Origin of the sequence: Mesorhizobium sp. M0833 (assembly GCF_040319905.1) — a bacterium.
In the GTDB taxonomy this organism is placed as follows: domain Bacteria; phylum Pseudomonadota; class Alphaproteobacteria; order Rhizobiales; family Rhizobiaceae; genus Mesorhizobium.
Window position 1 is genome coordinate 64,299 of record NZ_JAMYOQ010000019.1, and the last position, 17,912, is coordinate 82,210.

A 17,912-nucleotide genomic window follows, 5' to 3' on the forward strand; every position below is an offset into this window, starting at 1 on the left:
TCCTGATCTCTTGTATAAGGTCAGCTTATGCGAAGCTTGCGCCACCTGCTGCCGTCGGCGGGCAGCCTGATCGTTTTCGAGGCCGCCGGGCGGCTGTCGAGCTTTACCGCCGCCGGACGGGAGCTCGGCATGACGCAGGCTGCCGTGTCCTATGCGATCCGCGGGCTCGAAGAACAGCTCGGCGCCAAACTCTTCCAGCGCCGCCACCGGCAAGTCAGCCTTACCGAGGCCGGCGACCGCTTCCATGCCGACGTCTCGCTCGGCCTGTCGCACATTCGCAAGTCGGCGGAGGATCTGCGCCAGATCGCCGTCGGCGCGCATGTGACGCTCGCCGCCTCGACCGCCTTCGCCTCATTCTGGATGATGCCGCGCCTGCAGCAGTTTCGCGACGAATTGCCGGGCATCGACCTGCGCATCCAGACCGCCGACCGCGATCTCGACATCATCGCCGAGGACATCCCGCTCGGCGTCCGCGGCGGCGAGCCCAGGGAATGGCCGGACTATCATTCGCTGCCGCTGGCCGATGAAGTGATATTCCCCGTTGCCGGCGCGAGTTATGTGGCCCGGTTCGGGCTGCCGGAGCGTGTCGCGGACCTTCAATCGCACCGCCTCATCCATCTCGAAGAGCCGTTTCGCGAGGCCGCGAGTTGGGACGAGTGGTTCGCCTCGGCCGGTGTCGACATCGCCGATGCCGGACGTGGCTTGCGCATCAACGACTATGCGCTGGTGATCCAGGCAGTCATGGAAGGGCAAGGCATCGCGCTCGGCTGGGGTCACCTCGCCGAGCGGCTGCTGGCATCAGGGCTGCTGGTGCGCGTCACCGGCCACACGATGACGACCGGCAAGGGCTTTCATGTCATCTGGTCGAGGAACCGCGAGCTCAGCGACAACGCCCGCAAGGTGCGGGACTGGCTGGCAGCGCAGGCTTGAGATCCCAGGGTCACTGGTCACACCGTTACGACGATCTTGCCGAATTGTTCGTTCGCTTCGAGATAACGATGCGCCTCGACGATCTGGTCGAGCGGAAAGGTTCTGGCGATTGCCGGCTTCAGCGAACCCGAGCTTAGTCCGTCAAGGATGAACGCCTTGGCGGCCTGCAGCCGGACCGGATCGCGCACGATCTCATGCATGAGATAACCGCGCAGCGTCAGTGTCTTCGCCAGCACTGCAGGTAGCGGAAAGGGTGTCCGGTCGAGGCTCAAGCCGCCATATTCGATGAGAATGCCACCTGGTGCCATCGCTGCCGTCAGAGGCTCGAAAATCGGACCGCCGACGGCGTCGAACACCACGCGCACGCCGTCCGGGCCGGCGATTTCCTTCAGCCTGGCCTCCAGATCTTCTTCCGCCGAAGCGATGACGTGGGCCGCGCCGAACGCAACCAAAGCCCGCTTCTTGGCGGACGTCCGTGTGACCGCGATCGGGATCGCGCCAACCAGGTTGGCGATCTGGATCGCCGCAAGTCCGACACTGCTCGACGCCGCAGTGATAACGACAAAGTCATCCCGGCCAAGTTGGGCAATGTCGATCAGCGCACCATAGGCCGTGAGATATTGCATCCACGCGGCGGCCGCCTCTTCCCAGCTCAGCGCCGGCGGGTGCTTGACGACGAGCTCGGCGGGGTATGTGGCAATCTCACCATAGGCAGGCCAGCGGACCATCGACAATGGCGGCACGATGCTGACGGCATCGCCCGGCGCAAAACCGCTCACGCCTTCGCCGACCACCTCGACGACACCCGCCGCCTCAAGCCCAAGACCCGAAGGTAAGGGCGCAGTCTGGATGTATCTGCCTGAACGCAGCAGCGCCTCGGCCCGGTTGAGACCCAACGCCCTGACACGGATCTGGACCTCGCCTCGCCCGGGCGCAGGCATGTCGACATTCTCGATGCGCAGAACCTCGGGACCACCAAGCTCATGAAAACGAACGACACGCGCCATCGGTCACAACTCCAAAACATTTGAACTGAATCAGCTATGCCAGCGGCGATCAGGCAGATAAATAGCCGCTTGAGTAGACCAGCAGAAACTGTAGGTTTTGAATATGGATCGCCTTACGAGCATGGCCGTGTTCGTCAAAGCCGTCGATCTGGGCTCGTTCGCGGCCGCGGCGGCCGCGCTCGATCTGTCCGGGCCGATGGTCGGCAAGCATGTCCGGTTTCTTGAGGAGCGCCTGAGCATGCGCCTCATCAGCCGGACCACACGCCGCCAAAGCCTGACGGATTTTGGGCGCGCCTATTACGAACGCTGCCGGCTGGTGCTTGCCGAAGCGGAGGCCGCGGATGCACTCGCCGCCGACCAGCTTGCCGAACCGCGCGGAAAGCTGCGCGTGCTCATGCCGGTGCATTTCGGCCGGCGCTGCGTTGCCCCGATCCTGTTCGGGCTTGCGCAGCAATATCCGGCGCTGGAACTTGACCTGTCGTTCAGCGACACCCTCGCCGACCTCCCCGAGGATGGCTGCGATCTTGCCATCCGAACGGGCGACCTGGAGGACCAGGCCGGGGTTATGGCGCGTCGCATCGCGCGCCAACAGATGGTCGTCTGCGCGTCGCCGTCCTATCTCGACCGGCACGGCCAGCCGCAGGAAATAGATGACCTCGGCAGCCATCACGCGATCATCTACCGCCGTTCCGGGCGCGCCGTTCAGCCGTGGCTGTTTCCGCGCAACGGCCAGCCCGCGATGGAGATCCGGCCCGTCAGCAGATTGCGGCTCGACGATCTCGATGCGATCGCCGATGCCGCGGCCGCCGGCATGGGGCTCGCCTGGCTGCCGTACTGGCTGGTTCGCCAGCGCATCCAGGCGGGCGCGCTTGTCCTGCTATTGCCGGAACAATCCCGGTTTCTCTACGACGTTCATGCCCTTTGGTTGCAGACGCCTCATCTGCCGATGAAAGTCCGCCTTGCCGTCGATGCACTGGCGGCAGCGCTGCCCAAGCTCATGAGTTGAACGCGCGCTCGCGGTAAGCTGCGCGGATTTCCGCAATTCTACCCTCCCGCATCGGCCACGAATCCGGCTATAGTGCTGCCATGCCCATCCGCCAGCTTTCCGAAACGATGATCAACCAGATCGCCGCCGGCGAAGTCATCGAGCGTCCGGCAAGCGTGGTCAAAGAACTGGTCGAGAACGCGCTCGATGCCGGCGCTACCAGAGTCGAGATCGTCACCGCCGGCGGCGGGCTGAACCTGATCCGCGTCAGCGATGACGGCTCGGGCATTCCGGAAAAGGAACTGGCGCTGGCGATCGCGCGCCATTGCACCTCCAAGCTCGCCGACGACATTCACGACATCCGCTCCCTCGGCTTTCGCGGCGAGGCCTTGCCCTCGATCGGCTCGGTGGCGCGGCTGTCGATCCGCTCGCGCACCGCGTCCAGTGAAAACGCCGCCGAGATCGGCATCGACGGCGGTCGCGTCTCCGCCGTCAGGCCGGCCGCCGCCAATCGCGGCACCACGGTCGAGGTGCGCGACCTGTTCTTCGCCACGCCGGCGCGGCTCAAATTCATGAAGGGCGAGCGCGCCGAAAGCTCGGCCATCGGCGACGTGGTCAAGCGCATCGCCATCGCCTTCCCCGCCGTGCGCTTCACCCTGGCCGGCCCGGACCGCTCGACGCTGGAACTGCCGGCGACCGACGACAGCCCGGAAGGCCGGCTGCGCCGGGTGGCACAGGTGATGGGCGCCGACTTTCCGGACAATGCGATCGCCATCGACGCGATGCGGGACGGCGTGCATCTCGCCGGCCATGTCTCGGTCCCCTCCTTCACCCGCGCCAACGCGCTACAGCAATACGCCTATGTCAACGGCCGCCCGGTGCGTGACAAATTGATCGCCGGCGCCATTCGCGGCGCCTTCGCCGACGTGCTGCCGCGCGACCGCCATGCCGTCACTGTGCTGTTTCTGACGCTCGATCCGGCGATCGTCGACGTCAACGTCCACCCGGCCAAGGCAGACGTGCGCTTCCGCGACCCGGGGCTGGTGCGCGGGCTGATCGTCGGCGCCGTCCGTGAAGCACTGGCCCATGCCGGCATCCGCGCCGCCACCACGGGGGCCGCCGGCATGATGGCGGCGTTCCGGCCAGGCGCGGCATCCTATGCGCATGGCGGGCCGGCCAACGGTCACCGCAGTTACGAGGCCGCCTATCGGGCCTCAGGCTTTGCCGGGTTCGATCTTGCCCGCTCGCCACAGCGGCCGCTCGATATGGGCTCTGCAAATGGCCGCCTCGGTGAGGACGAGCAGACGGCCTTCGACGCCGGACCGCTGCACAGCGCCGACGTGCGCGCCGGGATCAATGAAGCGGCAGAGACGCTGCTCGGCACGGCATTGGGCGCGGCGCGCGCACAAGTGCATGAGAACTACATCGTCGCCCAGACCAGGGATTCGCTCGTCATCGTCGACCAGCATGCGGCGCATGAGCGGCTGGTTTATGAGGCCTTGAAGAACGCCCTCCACTCACGCGCGGTGCCGTCGCAGATGTTGCTGCTGCCCGAGATCGTGGATCTGTCGGAGGAAGACGCCGAGCGGCTGGCCATGCACTCCGAGACGCTGGCCCACTTCGGCCTTGGCATCGAGCGTTTCGGTCCCGGTGCCGTCGCTGTGCGCGAGACGCCGTCGATGCTCGGCGAGACCAACGTCCAGCAGCTGGTGCGCGACCTTGCCGACGAGATCGCCGACAATGATACGGTCGACACGCTGAAAGGGCGGCTGGACAAGATAGCCGCGACCATGGCTTGCCACGGCTCGGTGCGCTCCGGCCGCCTGCTCAAGCCCGAAGAGATGAACGCGCTGCTGCGCCAGATGGAGGCGACGCCCGGCTCCGGCACCTGCAATCATGGCCGTCCGACCTATATCGAGCTCAAGCTCGCCGACATCGAGCGGCTGTTCGGGCGGCGGTGATCATTACCTGCGCAACGCCAAGTGAAGCACCCGGTCAGTTCACCAATTTCTGATACTTCTTGGTTTTGCGAGAGAAAACATAGTCCATCGTGTAACCGGCGCCACCGCCGCGAAAGTTTACCGATATAATCTCGACGGTTTTTTCCGTCTGTTTTTGAACGTTCATGTAGATTGGCGTCATCAGCATGCCCGCGTCGCAATCTTCGTCATCGAAAGCGATCTCTTGAACGACTTTCTTGCTGCGCTTGCTGATGACTAGCAACTTTTCCATGCAAATGCCGGCGTCGGTTTTCGCGTAGATTCCCGCAAATCTATCGGTGGCGGTCTGCGCCCAGAACGGGATCTCAACGGTTCCGTCAATCTTCCCGTCGCCGGTATCGTCCAGGCCCGCAACTTTCTTGAGCGTAACGGGATGTTTGTCCGCACCCTTGCTCCAGGCCCCCGTTGCACCGCTTTCACCAATGTCGAAAGAAAATGGGCATCCAGTGGTGTCGACGGGCGTTTTCGATCCCATGACCAGCACCCGGTCGAATTCCTTGTCGTCCGCAATCTCGCAAAGGGATACGCTGGTGCCGTTGATCTTGCCGTACACTGCTATCGGGCTTTGCTTCGCGTCGTAGAAATAGCTCCCCTCGACCGTAATCCCGCTGCCGAAACTGTCATTCCTCTGCAGCGACAGATGGACTGGGTTAGGCCCAATGAAACCTTCGTAGTTTTCGACCTGGTACCAACCCGCGGCGGCTTTTTGGCTGAGCAGCAGCAAGAAAAACACTGCGGAGATGAACTGCATTCCCATGTCGACCCCTCGATGCGCTTCGCCAATGCAAATCAATGTAGACACCCGCCTGGCTCATGTCTGCATCGCAATGGCCGTCAGCAGCGGCTCCTAGCTTGAGTCGGGAAAAGCCTTCAATTATCTGATTCATCTCTTCAAATTCACCACGATGACGCCGCCTAGCGCCAGCGCGCCGCCGATGATGCCGAGCAGCGTCGGCACCTCGCCCAGCCAGAAGAAGCCGATCAGCGTCGCGACCGGCGAGACCAGGTAGAGGAAATTCGAGGCGCGCGCGGCGGGCAGGCGCGACAGGGCGGTGGCCCAGGCGGCATAGGCGATGAGGCTGGGCACGATGCCAAGAAAGATGACCGCGCCGAGCCCGGCGGTGTCGGCGACCGCCGCTTGCGCCAGACCACTCGGCAGGAAGGGCGACAGGCAGAGCGCGCCAAGCACCATGTTCGAGGCCGAGATGGTCAGCGGGTGGTGGCGGCCAAACAGCGGCTTCTGGACGATGGTGTTGACGGCCGAGCACAATGCCGAGCCGAGGACAAGCAGCGCACCACTGTTGAAATGCAGCCCTTGCCCCTCGCCCATGGCGATGATGCCGATACCGGCGAAGGACAGGAATGTGCCGGCCCAGGCCAGGCCCGAGAAGCGTTCGCCGAGCAGCGCCATGGCCATGATGGCGGTGAAGATCGGGCTGACATTGATGATGAAGCCGGCCGCACCGGCCGAAACGGTCAGTTCGCCGAAATTGAGCATCACCGTGTACAGCGCGACGAAGACGGCACCACCGAAGACAAAGCGCCAGAGTTCATCGAGCCTGGGCAGTGCCGGCCGCTTGACAGCGAGGAAGATCGCCGCCGGAACAGCGGCGATGGCAAAGCGCAGCGCGCCAAGTTCCAGCGGCCCGAAAGCGGCAAGGCCGGCGCGGATCGCCGGAAAGGCGGAGGCCCAGCCGACCACCGTCAGCGCCACCGCGATGGCAGCCGTGGCATCCATGCGCTGTGTCGTATTCAACGTGCCGGTGTAAGCGCTCATCTGAGTGTCCTCGCGATCCAATGCCATGAAGTAGAGAAACGCTATTGCGGGTCGGTTGACAAACGAACAAATCGAGGATCACCTGTGACTATGGATCACAGCTTAGACCCGATGCTGCCGCTCGAAACGCTGCGCGCCTTCGACGCCGCGGCTCGGACCGGCAGCTTTTCGGCTGCGGCCGAGAAGCTCAATATCACCCATGGCGCCGTCAGCCGGCAGATCGCCAAGCTCGAGGGTTGGCTCGGGCTGAAAGTCTTTGATCGCGGCGCGCGCGGCGTCTCGCTGACCGTCGAGGGCAACCGCCTGCATCTGCGCACCACCGAAGCCTTCGCCCTGATCGCCAGCAATTCGGATCGCTGGGTTGAGCCGCGCGGCACGGCGGTGGTTCGGCTGACCTCGATCCCCTCGGTCAGCGGGCTGTGGCTGATGCCGCGCATGGCGGCGCTGGAGAACCACCCGTCCAAGCTACGGATCATGCTCGACGTCGACATCCGCCAGGGCGATCTTGCCGACGAAGGCATCGACCTCTCGATCCGCTGCGGGCGCGGCCGCATTCCGGGCCGGGTCTCGGTGCAGCTTTTCGAAGAATATGTGTTCCCGGTCGCCTCGCCGGAATTGGCCAGGGAGATCGGCCGCGGAGATCCTGCCCGGCTGCTCGAATTTCCGGTGATCAACGATTCCGACGCTTCGGCCTGGCGCGCCTGGTTTGCGGCGCAGGAGATGGACTATCGGCCGCGGCCGCACGACCGCCGTTTCGAGGACTACAACCTCGTGGTCGACGCCGCCGCGCACGGGCTCGGCATTGCGCTGGCACGTCCGCCGTTGACGGTGGACCAATTGAAGTCGGGCCGCATCGTCGCCGTCGACGAACGCAGCGTTCTCAGCCCGATATCCTACTGGCTCGACCGGCCGCTGGGGCGGCCGCGCGCAGCCGCCGCCGAACTCGCCCGGCGCATCGCCGTCCAGGCAGGGCTGCCAGCGGAGAAGATCGAGCAGTTTATCACGGCCGAGGAATGAGATGCCTAAGACGCGTCGCATTCGACCGGCCTCATGCGACGTCCTTCAGGTTCTTGTGTTTATGCATGTCGCGCAAAACCGCCGCACACTTTTGCGCGACATGCATTGGCATTCGCTTTGCCGGCTTGTTCGAGCAAGTGTCACCAGAAACAGAACCAGGCAAGGCCAACCAAGCTTGACCTCGCCGCAATTTGTGGCGATGACATCGGCATGAATTTCGGCACCACCCCATGATGAACCGTTTCGAAGGTCCCGGCGGCAAGGAAGCCCGCATCCGCTATCTCGATGGCGACTTCCAGGTGACCAGCCCCGGCGCCTTCGTGCGCTGCGCGGTGACCGGCGAGAGCATCCCGCTCGACGAGCTCAAATACTGGAGTGTCGCCAGGCAGGAACCCTATGTGAATGCCGCCGCCTCGCTGCGCCGCGAGATCGAAGCGCATCCGGAACTGCGCCGCCGACGCTAGTCCAGCGCAAATGGAGAGTCGCCCCGTTGCGACCCTGCGCCCTCTGCCGCCGCGTCAGGCCGGCAACACCGAAACCTTAAAGGCTATCTTGAAATAAAAAACCCGCCTCGGGCTCAAGGGCGGGTCACCGGCGAATCATCACCATACTCGGTTTAGTAGCATAGCTGCCGGCACAAAGCAAGAACAAAATACGCTCGACCGGCGGAAAGCTGCAAATTCCAGTCCTACATCGCCTCGGTGCTCAAGCTGCTGGTCAGCCCCTGAGCCTGCGCTGCCGCCAGGCATCCAGCGTCTCGTCGATGATGCGCTGCGGCACGTGGTCAAGCTCGAACACAGTGTCGATCTTCAGCACATCGACCCCGTCGAGGAATTCCGGCGGTGCTGCGCCGTGACGCAGGCGGGCAGCGTCCTTGGCGGTGGTAATGAGGCCAAGTCCGGCTTTACGTGCCGTCGCCGCCAATTCGGCAAGCTCGTCCGCACTGTAGAAATGATGGTCTGGAAATGGTCGGGTCAGCGCAAGCTCGCCCCCGGCCTCGCTTACGGTGTCGAAAAACCTGTCGGGATGACCGATGCCGGCGAACGCCAGGAACCGCCTGCCGGCCAGCGTCACCTTGCTGCTCGGCACGGTATGCGCCTCGAAGATCGGCCTGCCGGCGCGCGCTGCCTGGCGCACGACCGTATCGGCTGCGGTGCCCTCGCCCATTTTCAGCAAGGCGCTGGTGAAGACCAATTGGTCGACGATGTTTGCCCGCAGCGGCCCGCCAGGGATGACGCGGCCATTGCCGATGCCATGGCGCGCGTCGACGACGACCAGCGCATAGTCGATGTGGATGCGCGCGCTCTGAAAACCGTCATCCATGATCAGGAAATCGCAGCCGAGCTTCTCCAGCAGAAGCCTGGCGCCAGCGGCCCGGTTCGGCGTCACCGCGACCGGCGCGCGTTCGGCCAGAAGCAGCGGCTCATCGCCGACATGCTTGGCGGCGTCGTGGTGTGGATCGACGATATGCGGCTGCGCGAAGGAGCCGCCATGGCCGCGCGACAGGAAACCCGGATTGAGCTGCATGCGCCGGGCCTGCTCGGCCAATGCGATCGCCACCGGCGTCTTGCCGGTGCCGCCGACGGTGAAGTTGCCGACGCAGAGCACCGGCGCCTCTACCTTTTCGCGCGGCGCATGCCGCATGCGGCGACCGGCGACAAGCGCATAGATGGCGGAGAGCGGCGACAGCGCCGTGACCCGCCAGTCGGGCTTTTCCCACCAGAAGGGCGGCGCTTCCGAGGTCACGTCAGCGCCCGTTCGCGCCCTTCAGGCGCGACTTGACGACCAGCGGCTGGATATAGGGCTCGAGCGACCTGAGCGTATGTGCCAGCGCACCGCGCATCTCGTCGACCGTCGCCGCACCCGCCGCCATCATCTCATGGCGGGCAGCCTCGTTGGTCAAAAGGAAATTGACGGCGCCGGCCAGCATATCGCGGTCGCGCACCAGCTTGGCGCCGCCGCTGTCGAGCAGGCGCTGATAGGCCTCGCGAAAATTCTGGACGTTGCGGCCGGCAAGCACCGCCGTCTCCAGCATGGCCGGTTCCAGCGGGTTCTGGCCGCCCTCGGAAGTCAGCGAACGGCCGACAAAGGCGATTTCCGTCAGTCTCAGATAAAGCCCCATCTCGCCGATCGTGTCGCCGAGCAGAATATCGGTGTCGGCAGTGATCCTGTCGCCCTTGCTGCGCTGCGCCAGCTTCAGGCCCATGCCGGAAATCTGGGCGGCCAGCTGCCCGGCGCGATCGGGATGGCGCGGCACGATGATCGTCAAAAGCCCGTGGTGGCGCTTGTGCAGCATGGCGTGAACTTCGGCGGCGACCGCCTCTTCGCCATCATGGGTCGAGATCGCCGCCCAGGTCGGGCGACCACCGATCTGGCGTTTCAGCGCCGCCAGTGCCCGCTCGTCGGCCGGCGGCGGCGCGGTGTCGACCTTGAGATTGCCGGACACGGTGACCGGCCGGGCGCCGAGCGAAAGGAAGCGCTCGCCATCGAGATCCGATTGGGCAACGACATGGGCGAGATTTTCGAATAATGCTTCGGCAATGTTGGCGCGCTTCTTCCAGGATTTGAAAGAGCGGTCGGACAGCCTGCCATTGACCAGAACCTGCGGCACGCGGCGGGCGCCGAGTTCCAGGATGGTCATCGGCCAGATCTCCGATTCGGCGATGATCGCCAGGTCGGGCTGCCAATGGTCGAGGAAGCGGCTGACCGCCGGCTTGAGGTCGAGCGGCACATATTGGTGGATGATGCGGTCGCCCAGCCGTTCTTCGGCGACCTGCGCCGAGGTGACCGTGCCTGTGGTCAGCACGATGTTGACGCCGTAATCGAGAATGCTCTCGACCAGCGGCACGACGGCGATGGTCTCGCCGACGCTGGCTGCATGGATCCAGATCACGGGGCCTTCGGGGCGCTCGCGTCCGGCGACGCCGTAGCGTTCACGCCGGCGAATGCGGTCCTCCTTGCCTCTGGAAGTGCGCCAGGCGACGTAAGGTCCGACCAGCGGGTAAGCGGCGGCCCCGGCGAAACGGTATGCCGTCAGGAAGGCGCGCGCCCAGCGCATACTCATTTCGAACCGTCCACAAGGCGATAGGCCTCGGCGGTCGCGGCATTGAGCGAGGCCGTGACCTCCTGGCGCTTGCGTTCCATTTCCGCGGCGTCGGCGTTGGCCGGCACGAAGACGGGCGTGCCGACGACGATCGAGGAGCGGCCGAAGGGCAGGTTGATAGTCGTCTTGTCCCAGCTGCCCTCGATCACCTTGCGGCGGCTGGTGGCTATGGCCGCAGGCAGGATCGGCCGGCCGGACAGCCGCGCCAGGAGGACGACACCCAGCCCCGCATCGCGCGGCGTGCCGTGGGGAATATCAGCAATCATGGCGACATTCTTGCCGGTGGCGAGCGACTTTTTGAGGGCGATGAGCGCCTTGGCGCCGCCCTTGTCGAGATGCCTTGCGCTTTCGCGCCCGCCAGAGCCGCGCACCGCCTCGATGCCGAATTTCTCGACCATCAGCGCGTTGAGCTCGGCATCGGCGCTGCGCGACACCATGGCAACCAGCGGCCGTCCCTTGGGATAATAGGCCGGGGTCAGCAAATGCTGGCCGTGCCAAAGCGCGATAATGCCAGGCTCGAGCTGCGCATAGGCGCCGCCGGAAAACTTCGCCGATCCGTCGACCATGCGGTTGGTCAAGCGGACAAGGCGGACGAAATACGCAAACAGCGCGGCAAGCGCATTCTTGACGAATCGCGACTGCGCCAGCGGTTCGCGGATCTTGCGCCAGAACGTCTTCGGCTTGCGACGTCTAACCGCCGACCGCGGGGCTGAACGCTTGACCGCTTCATGGTTCATCGATGTCAACCGGCAGCCTTGTTTTCGGGGTCGAGCAGGCGGTGCAGGTGAACGACGAAATAGCGCATATGGGCATTGTCGACGCTGGCTTGCGCCTTGGCCTTCCAGACGGCGTGCGCCGATTGGTAGTCCGGATAAATGCCGACGATGTCGAGCGCGTCGAGATCGCGGAATTCTGTGCCGCCCAGCTTCTTGAGTTCGCCGCCGAACACCAGGTGCAAAAGCTGTTTCTTTCCGTCTTCAGCGGCCATGTCGATCCTTCACATATCGTGAGTTTGGGACAGGTCTAGACCAAAGCCGCCGACTTTGGAACTATTGATAGCGGTCAATTGTCCAGCCCGGCGATGACGCCGGCGAGCACGGCGAGGAGTTCGCCGCTGCCGGCGGCGAGCGGTCCGTGACGGATCACTTCGCCGGCATAGAGCGGCGCGCGGCCGTGCCGATCGAGCACGGCGCCGCCTGCCTCGCGCAGGATGAGATCGGCCGCGGCGATGTCCCAATCATGCGCATTGGCCTTGACGAAGGTGGCATCGAGCTGGCCGCCGGCGATCATCACCAGCCGGTAGGCGAGCGACGGAATATAGGGCACCCGCTTCAGCCGTTTGTGCCATTTCGCCGGCAGCAGGTCGATCATCGGCTTCGGTCCGGCGATTTCGGCCGTTTCCGACAGCGGACGCACGCTGATGCGCTTGCCATTCAGGAACGCGCCCTCGCCGGGCAGCGCCCAATAGATTTCGCCCTTCGCCGGACAGTCGAGCACGCCGGCAAGCGTGCGGCCGTTCTCGACCACCGCTACGCTGACGCACCATGTGGGCAAGCCCTCGAGGAAGCCGCGCGTGCCGTCGATCGGATCGACGACGAAGGTGCGGTGCGCGATAAGCCTTACCGGGTCGTCGACGGTTTCCTCCGACAGCCAGCCGTAGTCCGGCCGGGCCGCCAGCAAGGTTTCGCGCAGATATTTGTCGGCGGCGTGATCGGCTTCGCTGACCGGCGAGGTGCCGCCCTTCATCCACACCTGCGGATTGTTGTTGAAGTACTGCATGGCGATGAGCCCTGCCTCGCGGGCAGCGTCGAGCAGCAGCTGCAGGTCTTCAGTAGCGCCGGCCGAGACGGCCGGATCAAGCTCCGGCAAGGGTCATTCCTTCGATCAAAAGCGTGGGCGCGGCAGTGCCGAAATTGCGGTCGAGATCGCTCGCCGGAACCATGTTGAGGAACATGGTTTTCAAATTGGAGGCGATGGTCACCTCGGCGACGGGATAGGCCAGCTCGCCGTTATCGATCCAGAAGCCGGAAGCGCCGCGGCTATATTCGCCCGTCACCATGTCGACGCCCTGGCCGAACACTTCGGTGACGTAGAAGCCGGTCTTGAGCGACTTGATCAGCTCTTCCGGCGTCCGTTCGCCAGGCTCGATTGCAAGATTGGTCGATGACGGCGAGACCGACGAGCCGTTGCGCGAGCCGCGCCCATTTGTGACGAGGCCGAGTTCCCGAGCCGCGGAAGTCGACAGGAACCAGTGGTTGAGCACGCCCTTGTCGACCATGAACAGTTTTTCGCCCTCGACGCCTTCGCCGTCGAACGGGCGCGAGGCCTGGCCGCGGCGCCGGAGCGGCTCGTCGGTGACGGTAATTGCGGCCGAAGCCACCTTCTTGCCCATCATGTCGCGTAGAAAGCTGGTCTTGCGCGCCACCGCGGCGCCATTGATGGCACCGGCGAGATGGCCGGCAATGCCGCGCGCCACGCGCGGATCGAACACCACGTCGACCGGCCCGGTCGCAGCCTTGCGCGCGCCAATACGGCGTACGGCGCGCTCGCCGGCCTTGCGGCCGATGTCTTCCGGCGCGTCGAGATCGGAAAAATGCTGGCGCGAGGAGAATTCGTAATCGCGCTCCATGCCGGTGCCCTCGCCGGCGATCACGCTGGTCGAGCGCGAAAAGCGCGACGCGACATAATGGCCGACAAACCCATGCGAAGTGGCGAGCACAAGGCCGCCCAGCCCGGCACTGGCGCTACTGCCGGCCGAATTGGTGACGCCCTTGACGGCAAGCGCCGCCGCCTCGGCGGCAAGGGCTGCTTCCTTCAACTGGTCGGCCGATACCTGAGTGGCGTCGAACAGATCGAGGTCGCGCGGCGTCTTGACCAGCAAGGCCGGATCGGCGAGACCCTGATAGGGATCTTCGGGCGACACATTGGCCATGGCGACGGCACGCTCGGCCAGCATATTGGGGTCGGATGCCGCCGTTGCCGAAACGCTCGCTACCCGCTTGCCGACGAAGACACGCAGCGAGACGTCTTCGCTCTCGGACGCCTCTGTGCCTTCGACCTTGCCGAGCCGCACCGACACGCTGGTCGAACGGCCGCGCACCGCAACCGCATCGGCGGCATCGGCGCCGGCCCGTTTAGCAGCCTCGACCAGGGCTGCGACGCGATCGGTCAGTTTCGCTGCGTCGAGCGTATCGGTCATGCGCATGATCCTGTTATTTCCGGCCGGCTGAAGGGCAGCCGTTGCTGCACCATCTATTGTCCCGGCGCGGCTTCTGCAATGGGAGAAGCGGACAATCAGGGGGCATCCAGCCCAGGTCGGCGCGACTCCTGATCGCAACCCGACGGCGAAATGTTCGATCGATCAGGCGCGGAAGCGATCAGCCGAAAACGCCGCGAGACGCGCTGGATCGCCGCGACCAATGATCAGCTCGGCGACCAGGCGCGCGGTGATCGGCGCGAGTGTCAGGCCGAGATGACCATGACCGAAGGCATGGATCACCCTGGAGCTGCCGCGCGACGGACCGATGACCGGCCGGGAATCGGTGACATTCATCGAGTCCGGGAAGTACAGACCGCTGGCCCCGGTCGCGGGCAGGCCGGGCTCCAGCGCGGCCACCGCTTCCGGCATCAGAACCTCTTGATGGACGCCAAACCCGGCGCGCAGCGCCCTGCCCCCAGCGGCCTTGGCGAAATCGCTCTCGCGACGATACAAGTAGAGACAGCCGTTGGAGCGCGGCAAGTCTGCCAGGTCAGCGTCCGCCACCACCTCCTCCCAGGCCGTCAGGGCCTCGGCCAGCAGACCGGCGAGCGCCAGCGCATTGGCGCGGGTGGCCGCCGGAAGCGATTGGCGCACGAATTGGAGGCATTGAAAGAGTGCCGCCGGAGCAGGCGATCTTCCTGCAGGTGTTCATGCCCACATTCTTCGTCGCCGCGGCGGAGACGCTGGCCACGCTGATACTGGGCTTCCCCCTCGCCTGCCTCATCGCCTCCGTGCCCAAGGGCCTCGCATGGTGATCCTGTTTCTCCTCCTGATCCTCGTTCCGGTTCCCTTGTCGTTCAACAGCGGCGCCTTCTTCATCTTTCCGCTGGAGGGGATTTCGACGCGCTGGTACGCGGTCGTGCTCGGCACCCAACGCTGGCAATCGGCGATCGGGAACAGCCTGATCGTTGCGTTCGGGACGACGCTGATCGCGACGACACTCGGCACGTTTGCAGCGATTGCGCTTTCCGACGAAAAGTTTCCCGGCCGCCGCATCGTCATGCCGCTGCTGCTGTCGCCGCTGATCGTGCCGGTGGTGATCACCGCCGTTGGCTCATAGCGTGTGCGGCAGTCAGCCTGTAGAGTTGGGATCGGCTGGATCCACCCACGGGCGGCCCAATCGTGTCACCATCGCCGCGTACCCGACGGCACCTGCCGCCCAAAGAAAGATGCCAAGCTCTTTGACGGCGTCTTCGGCGATGTCGACCGCCGAATCCGGGGTTGGAAACAGCTCTCCCAGCTGGTCGATGGCTGCTGACATCGCGAGTAGGAAGCCTGCGGCCACAAATACGATCGTGCCCTCGAATGTCTTCCGTCGCAGCCGAAAGAACCAGAACAACCCGGCGACGGCATAGGCAATCATGGGAACAATCTCTGGTATCGCAACAACGGGCAGCACGTCCTCATGGATCAACAACAGGTCATCGAGGCCCAAGACCAGGGTAAGGCCGCCGAGAAACGTGCAATCCCATCGGCGCGTGAGCCGACCAGCAAACAGGGTCGCAGCGCCGGTGCCGATCCATAGTGAGGCACCTAGAGACGAAATCCACCCCGTATAGAAGCCGACGTCGGCGGCTGCAGATGGATCTCGATAGAAGATCGTAGCGTCCAGACCAAGAATTTGCGCGACGAACAGCGCGGCCAAGAGCATCACAACGTTAATCGCTGCGGCCGCAAGTATGACCAAGCGCCAGGACATGGTCCATTCGCCGCCATGCTTTGCGTCCAGCGCGTTCTTGTCTGGCATTGTGCCCAGGCCCATTCTGAGTACGATCGCCGCTAGCTCCGCTGCGCCGCGAACTCCGCCAGCACTATGCCGGCCCACCATGATCGCGGCAACACACGGAACGGTTGCAGCGCTTCGCCCATGACCGGTCGTCGTGGTGCAGTTCCTGGCCAGTGCCAACGGCCGCGCGAAAAGCTCTCCCGGCAATCACCGCCGCCGGCACCCTGATGATGGGTCTGTCGATGTTCGTCGTTGCTAATCTTCTGGCCGAAGGAGCCTGCGGCGGCCTGGTCTGACATGTAATTGATCCAAATCTGACGCGTCGGTCAGCCCAACCTATCGTCAGGGACCAGCCACCGGCGTCCAGATCACGTCGTCGACCCTGAGCGCGCCGGTGGCGAGCATTACCAGCCGGTCGAAGCCGAGCGCGGCGCCGCTCGCCTGCGGCATGATGGCGAGCGCGGCGAGGAAATCCTCGTCGATCGGGTAGCGTTCGCCATAGACGCGCTGCTTCTCGTCCATCTCGGCGGCAAAGCGCCGGCGCTGCTCGGCCGGATCGGTCAATTCGCCAAAGGCGTTGGCGAGCTCGACGCCGCAGCAATAGAGCTCGAAGCGCTCGGCGGTGCGTGGATCGTCGGCGCTCGGCCGGGCCAATGCCGCCTCCGAGATCGGGTAGCCGTAGAGGATTGTGGCACACCCCTGCCCCAGCGCCGGTTCGATTTTTTCGACCATCACCCGGCTGAACAGGTCGGCCCAATTGTCGTCGGGCGCGGTCCGCAATTCGGCCTGGACCAGGGCGGCATGCAAGCCCTCGCGGTCGGTGCTGCCGTCCGCTGCTACCGTCGCCAGCAGATCGATGCCGGCATGGCGCATGAAGGCTTCGGCGACGCTCAACCGTTCCGGCTCGGCGAACGGATCGGCCTCACGGCCGCGGAAGCTAAAACGCTTCGCTCCAGCCCGTTCGGCCGCCAGCGCGACGAGCTCGGCGCAATCGCGCATCAGGCTCTCATAGGTCTCGCCGACGCGGTACCATTCGAGCATGGTGAACTCAGGATGGTGCAAGGGGCCGCGCTCGCGGTTGCGCCACACAGCCCCGAGGCTGAAGATGCGCTCTTCGCCGGCGGCAAGCAGCTTCTTGCAGGCGAATTCCGGCGAGGTATGGAGATAGAGCGGCTGGCGCTGCCCGTCCGGCCCGATCGCCTCGGTGGCAAAGGCCGACAGGTGCGCTTCATTGCCGGGCGAGACCTGCAGGGCCGATGTCTCCACCTCGACGAAGTCGCGGCGGGCGAACCAGTCGCGCATGCCGGTGGCAATGGCGTTGCGCAGAATCAGCCGCGGCCGGCGGTCGGCGTGGACATGCGGCGTCCACCACGGCGAAGCGGCGGTCATCGGCTTCAGGGGAATTGCACAGAGGGCTGGCGATTGCGGCCAAGATGGGCTAGGCCGCACGCAACGGCCTCCCCAGCCGATTTGCGCCAACAAATTTTGTCAGGATGGAAACCCGTGAAGGTCATCGCCAGCTCCTTACGCAAAGGCAACGTCGTCGAAAAGGACGGCAAGCTTTATGTGATCCTCTTTGCCGAAAACATTCATCCTGGCAAGGGTACGCCGGTCACCCAGCTCGACATGCGGCGCATCTCCGACGGGGTAAAGGTTTCCGAGCGTTATCGCACCACAGAGCAGGTCGAGCGCGCCTATGTCGAGGAGCGCGAGCACACGTTCCTCTATCGCGACGGCGAAGGCTTTCACTTCATGAACCCGGAGACCTATGATCAGGTCGCGGTGCCGGAAAGCGTGGTCGGCGACATGGCGCCTTATCTGGTGGAAGGGATGCCGGTGCAGATCTCGCAATACAACAACATCGCCATCTCGCTGGTGCTGCCGCAGCGCGCCACTTTCGAGGTGGTCGAGACCGAGCCGGTGACCAAGGGCCAGACGGCATCCTCGTCCTACAAGCCGGCAACGCTGTCCAACGGCGTGCGCACCCTGGTGCCACCACACATCAGCGCCGGCACCCGCGTGGTGGTGATGACGGCCGATGGCGCCTATGTCGAGCGCGCGAAGGATTGAGGCGCGAAGCTCGCCGAAAGCGTCGAGGCGGCCGGTCA

Annotated in this window: 20 protein-coding genes; 8 read left to right on the plus strand and 12 right to left on the minus strand. The window is 64.6% G+C overall.

Annotation, left to right across the window (positions count from 1 at the left end; translation table 11 throughout):
- Nucleotides 1–27: 27 nt before the first annotated feature.
- Nucleotides 28–930 carry a LysR substrate-binding domain-containing protein gene (locus NKH98_RS21240; RefSeq protein ID WP_254817464.1) on the plus strand — a complete coding sequence of 301 codons (903 nt, stop codon included), beginning with the start codon at nt 28–30 and terminating at the stop codon, nt 928–930.
- A 17-nt stretch (nt 931–947) separates the two neighbouring features.
- Here the strand turns inward: NKH98_RS21240 and NKH98_RS21245 are convergent, their stop codons facing one another.
- Nucleotides 948–1,937: a zinc-dependent alcohol dehydrogenase family protein gene (locus NKH98_RS21245; RefSeq protein ID WP_352901336.1), complete on the minus strand. Its 990-nt coding sequence runs from the start codon at nt 1,935–1,937 to the stop codon at nt 948–950.
- A 103-nt stretch (nt 1,938–2,040) separates the two neighbouring features.
- Between NKH98_RS21245 and NKH98_RS21250 the strand changes: the two genes are divergently transcribed.
- The gene (locus NKH98_RS21250; protein ID WP_352901338.1) at nt 2,041–2,943 is read left to right on the plus strand and encodes a LysR family transcriptional regulator; all 903 of its coding nucleotides are present in this window, start codon (nt 2,041–2,043) and stop codon (nt 2,941–2,943) included.
- Between the two features lie 80 nt (nt 2,944–3,023).
- The gene (gene mutL / locus NKH98_RS21255) at nt 3,024–4,883 is read left to right on the plus strand and encodes a DNA mismatch repair endonuclease MutL (protein WP_352901340.1); all 1,860 of its coding nucleotides are present in this window, start codon (nt 3,024–3,026) and stop codon (nt 4,881–4,883) included.
- A gap of 34 nt (nt 4,884–4,917) precedes the next feature.
- Here mutL and NKH98_RS21260 read toward each other — a convergent pair whose 3' ends face one another.
- Both NKH98_RS21260 and NKH98_RS21265 read right to left on the minus strand, forming a co-directional pair.
- Nucleotides 4,918–5,679: a hypothetical protein gene (locus NKH98_RS21260; protein ID WP_352901342.1), complete on the minus strand. Its 762-nt coding sequence runs from the start codon at nt 5,677–5,679 to the stop codon at nt 4,918–4,920.
- 126 nt (nt 5,680–5,805) lie between these two features.
- Nucleotides 5,806–6,699 carry a DMT family transporter gene (locus NKH98_RS21265; RefSeq protein WP_254817460.1) on the minus strand — a complete coding sequence of 298 codons (894 nt, stop codon included), beginning with the start codon at nt 6,697–6,699 and terminating at the stop codon, nt 5,806–5,808.
- Nucleotides 6,700–6,789: 90 nt separating this feature from the next.
- Between NKH98_RS21265 and NKH98_RS21270 the strand changes: the two genes are divergently transcribed.
- Together NKH98_RS21270 and NKH98_RS21275 are read left to right on the plus strand one after the other, a co-directional pair.
- Nucleotides 6,790–7,716, plus strand: coding sequence for a LysR family transcriptional regulator (locus NKH98_RS21270; protein WP_352901344.1), 927 nt, complete (start codon nt 6,790–6,792; stop codon nt 7,714–7,716).
- Nucleotides 7,717–7,946: 230 nt separating this feature from the next.
- Nucleotides 7,947–8,180 (plus strand): DUF2093 domain-containing protein, encoded by a 234-nt coding sequence (locus NKH98_RS21275; RefSeq protein WP_031211156.1) that lies wholly within the window; start codon nt 7,947–7,949, stop codon nt 8,178–8,180.
- A 253-nt stretch (nt 8,181–8,433) separates the two neighbouring features.
- Here the strand turns inward: NKH98_RS21275 and lpxK are convergent, their stop codons facing one another.
- The 7 genes from lpxK to NKH98_RS21310 all read right to left on the minus strand — a co-directional run bounded on the left by lpxK (nt 8,434) and on the right by NKH98_RS21310 (nt 14,672).
- Nucleotides 8,434–9,462, minus strand: a complete 1,029-nt coding sequence (lpxK, locus tag NKH98_RS21280; RefSeq protein WP_352901345.1) for a tetraacyldisaccharide 4'-kinase — start codon at nt 9,460–9,462, stop codon at nt 8,434–8,436.
- A 1-nt stretch (nt 9,463) separates the two neighbouring features.
- Nucleotides 9,464–10,780, minus strand: coding sequence for a lipid IV(A) 3-deoxy-D-manno-octulosonic acid transferase (gene waaA, locus NKH98_RS21285; protein WP_254817457.1), 1,317 nt, complete (start codon nt 10,778–10,780; stop codon nt 9,464–9,466).
- Nucleotides 10,777–11,556, minus strand: coding sequence for a lysophospholipid acyltransferase family protein (locus NKH98_RS21290; protein ID WP_023717166.1), 780 nt, complete (start codon nt 11,554–11,556; stop codon nt 10,777–10,779). Before NKH98_RS21290 ends, waaA begins: the two co-directional genes overlap by 4 nt.
- 5 nt (nt 11,557–11,561) lie before the next feature.
- Nucleotides 11,562–11,807, minus strand: coding sequence for a DUF4170 domain-containing protein (locus NKH98_RS21295; protein ID WP_352525444.1), 246 nt, complete (start codon nt 11,805–11,807; stop codon nt 11,562–11,564).
- A gap of 74 nt (nt 11,808–11,881) precedes the next feature.
- Complete coding sequence (locus NKH98_RS21300; RefSeq protein ID WP_352901347.1) at nt 11,882–12,688, minus strand: 3'(2'),5'-bisphosphate nucleotidase CysQ; 807 nt, start codon at nt 12,686–12,688, stop codon at nt 11,882–11,884.
- Entirely contained in the window at nt 12,675–14,018 is a 1,344-nt protein-coding gene (locus tag NKH98_RS21305) for a TldD/PmbA family protein (RefSeq protein WP_352901350.1), read from the minus strand. Before NKH98_RS21305 ends, NKH98_RS21300 begins: the two co-directional genes overlap by 14 nt.
- A gap of 162 nt (nt 14,019–14,180) precedes the next feature.
- Nucleotides 14,181–14,672 carry an FAD-dependent oxidoreductase gene (locus tag NKH98_RS21310; RefSeq protein WP_352901353.1) on the minus strand — a complete coding sequence of 164 codons (492 nt, stop codon included), beginning with the start codon at nt 14,670–14,672 and terminating at the stop codon, nt 14,181–14,183.
- A 20-nt stretch (nt 14,673–14,692) separates the two neighbouring features.
- On the opposite strand from NKH98_RS21310, the gene NKH98_RS21315 reads away from it, so the two are divergent.
- Together NKH98_RS21315 and NKH98_RS21320 are read left to right on the plus strand one after the other, a co-directional pair.
- Complete coding sequence (locus tag NKH98_RS21315) at nt 14,693–14,833, plus strand: hypothetical protein (RefSeq protein WP_352479933.1); 141 nt, start codon at nt 14,693–14,695, stop codon at nt 14,831–14,833.
- Nucleotides 14,827–15,138, plus strand: a complete 312-nt coding sequence (locus tag NKH98_RS21320) for an ABC transporter permease (protein ID WP_352479932.1) — start codon at nt 14,827–14,829, stop codon at nt 15,136–15,138. Before NKH98_RS21315 ends, NKH98_RS21320 begins: the two co-directional genes overlap by 7 nt.
- A 12-nt stretch (nt 15,139–15,150) precedes the next feature.
- On the opposite strand, the gene NKH98_RS21325 is transcribed toward NKH98_RS21320, so the two are convergent.
- Both NKH98_RS21325 and epmA read right to left on the minus strand, forming a co-directional pair.
- Nucleotides 15,151–15,825: a DUF8692 domain-containing protein gene (locus NKH98_RS21325; RefSeq protein WP_352479931.1), complete on the minus strand. Its 675-nt coding sequence runs from the start codon at nt 15,823–15,825 to the stop codon at nt 15,151–15,153.
- Nucleotides 15,826–16,146: 321 nt separating this feature from the next.
- The gene (epmA, locus tag NKH98_RS21330; RefSeq protein WP_352901356.1) at nt 16,147–17,193 is read right to left on the minus strand and encodes an EF-P lysine aminoacylase EpmA; all 1,047 of its coding nucleotides are present in this window, start codon (nt 17,191–17,193) and stop codon (nt 16,147–16,149) included.
- A gap of 114 nt (nt 17,194–17,307) precedes the next feature.
- Here epmA and efp point away from each other — a divergent pair, with 114 nt between their 5' ends.
- Nucleotides 17,308–17,874: an elongation factor P gene (gene efp / locus NKH98_RS21335; RefSeq protein WP_023674374.1), complete on the plus strand. Its 567-nt coding sequence runs from the start codon at nt 17,308–17,310 to the stop codon at nt 17,872–17,874.
- The last annotated feature ends 38 nt before the right edge of the window (nt 17,875–17,912 follow it).

Excerpts from the sequence above, each read along its gene's own strand:
- NKH98_RS21270 (WP_352901344.1), top strand. The coding sequence starts at position 6,790 with ATGGATCACAGCTTAGACCCGATGCTGCCGCTCGAAACGCTGCGCGCC.
- NKH98_RS21290 (WP_023717166.1), bottom strand. The coding sequence starts at position 11,556 with ATGAACCATGAAGCGGTCAAGCGTTCAGCCCCGCGGTCGGCGGTTAGA.
- NKH98_RS21275 (WP_031211156.1), top strand. The coding sequence starts at position 7,947 with ATGATGAACCGTTTCGAAGGTCCCGGCGGCAAGGAAGCCCGCATCCGC.
- NKH98_RS21295 (WP_352525444.1), bottom strand. The coding sequence starts at position 11,807 with ATGGCCGCTGAAGACGGAAAGAAACAGCTTTTGCACCTGGTGTTCGGC.
- mutL (WP_352901340.1), top strand. The coding sequence starts at position 3,024 with ATGCCCATCCGCCAGCTTTCCGAAACGATGATCAACCAGATCGCCGCC.
- NKH98_RS21305 (WP_352901350.1), bottom strand. The coding sequence starts at position 14,018 with ATGACCGATACGCTCGACGCAGCGAAACTGACCGATCGCGTCGCAGCC.
- NKH98_RS21320 (WP_352479932.1), top strand. The coding sequence starts at position 14,827 with ATGGTGATCCTGTTTCTCCTCCTGATCCTCGTTCCGGTTCCCTTGTCG.
- NKH98_RS21240 (WP_254817464.1), top strand. The coding sequence starts at position 28 with ATGCGAAGCTTGCGCCACCTGCTGCCGTCGGCGGGCAGCCTGATCGTT.
- NKH98_RS21265 (WP_254817460.1), bottom strand. The coding sequence starts at position 6,699 with ATGAGCGCTTACACCGGCACGTTGAATACGACACAGCGCATGGATGCC.
- NKH98_RS21250 (WP_352901338.1), top strand. The coding sequence starts at position 2,041 with ATGGATCGCCTTACGAGCATGGCCGTGTTCGTCAAAGCCGTCGATCTG.
- waaA (WP_254817457.1), bottom strand. The coding sequence starts at position 10,780 with ATGAGTATGCGCTGGGCGCGCGCCTTCCTGACGGCATACCGTTTCGCC.
- epmA (WP_352901356.1), bottom strand. The coding sequence starts at position 17,193 with ATGACCGCCGCTTCGCCGTGGTGGACGCCGCATGTCCACGCCGACCGC.
- NKH98_RS21245 (WP_352901336.1), bottom strand. The coding sequence starts at position 1,937 with ATGGCGCGTGTCGTTCGTTTTCATGAGCTTGGTGGTCCCGAGGTTCTG.
- NKH98_RS21260 (WP_352901342.1), bottom strand. The coding sequence starts at position 5,679 with ATGGGAATGCAGTTCATCTCCGCAGTGTTTTTCTTGCTGCTGCTCAGC.
- NKH98_RS21325 (WP_352479931.1), bottom strand. The coding sequence starts at position 15,825 with ATGCCAGACAAGAACGCGCTGGACGCAAAGCATGGCGGCGAATGGACC.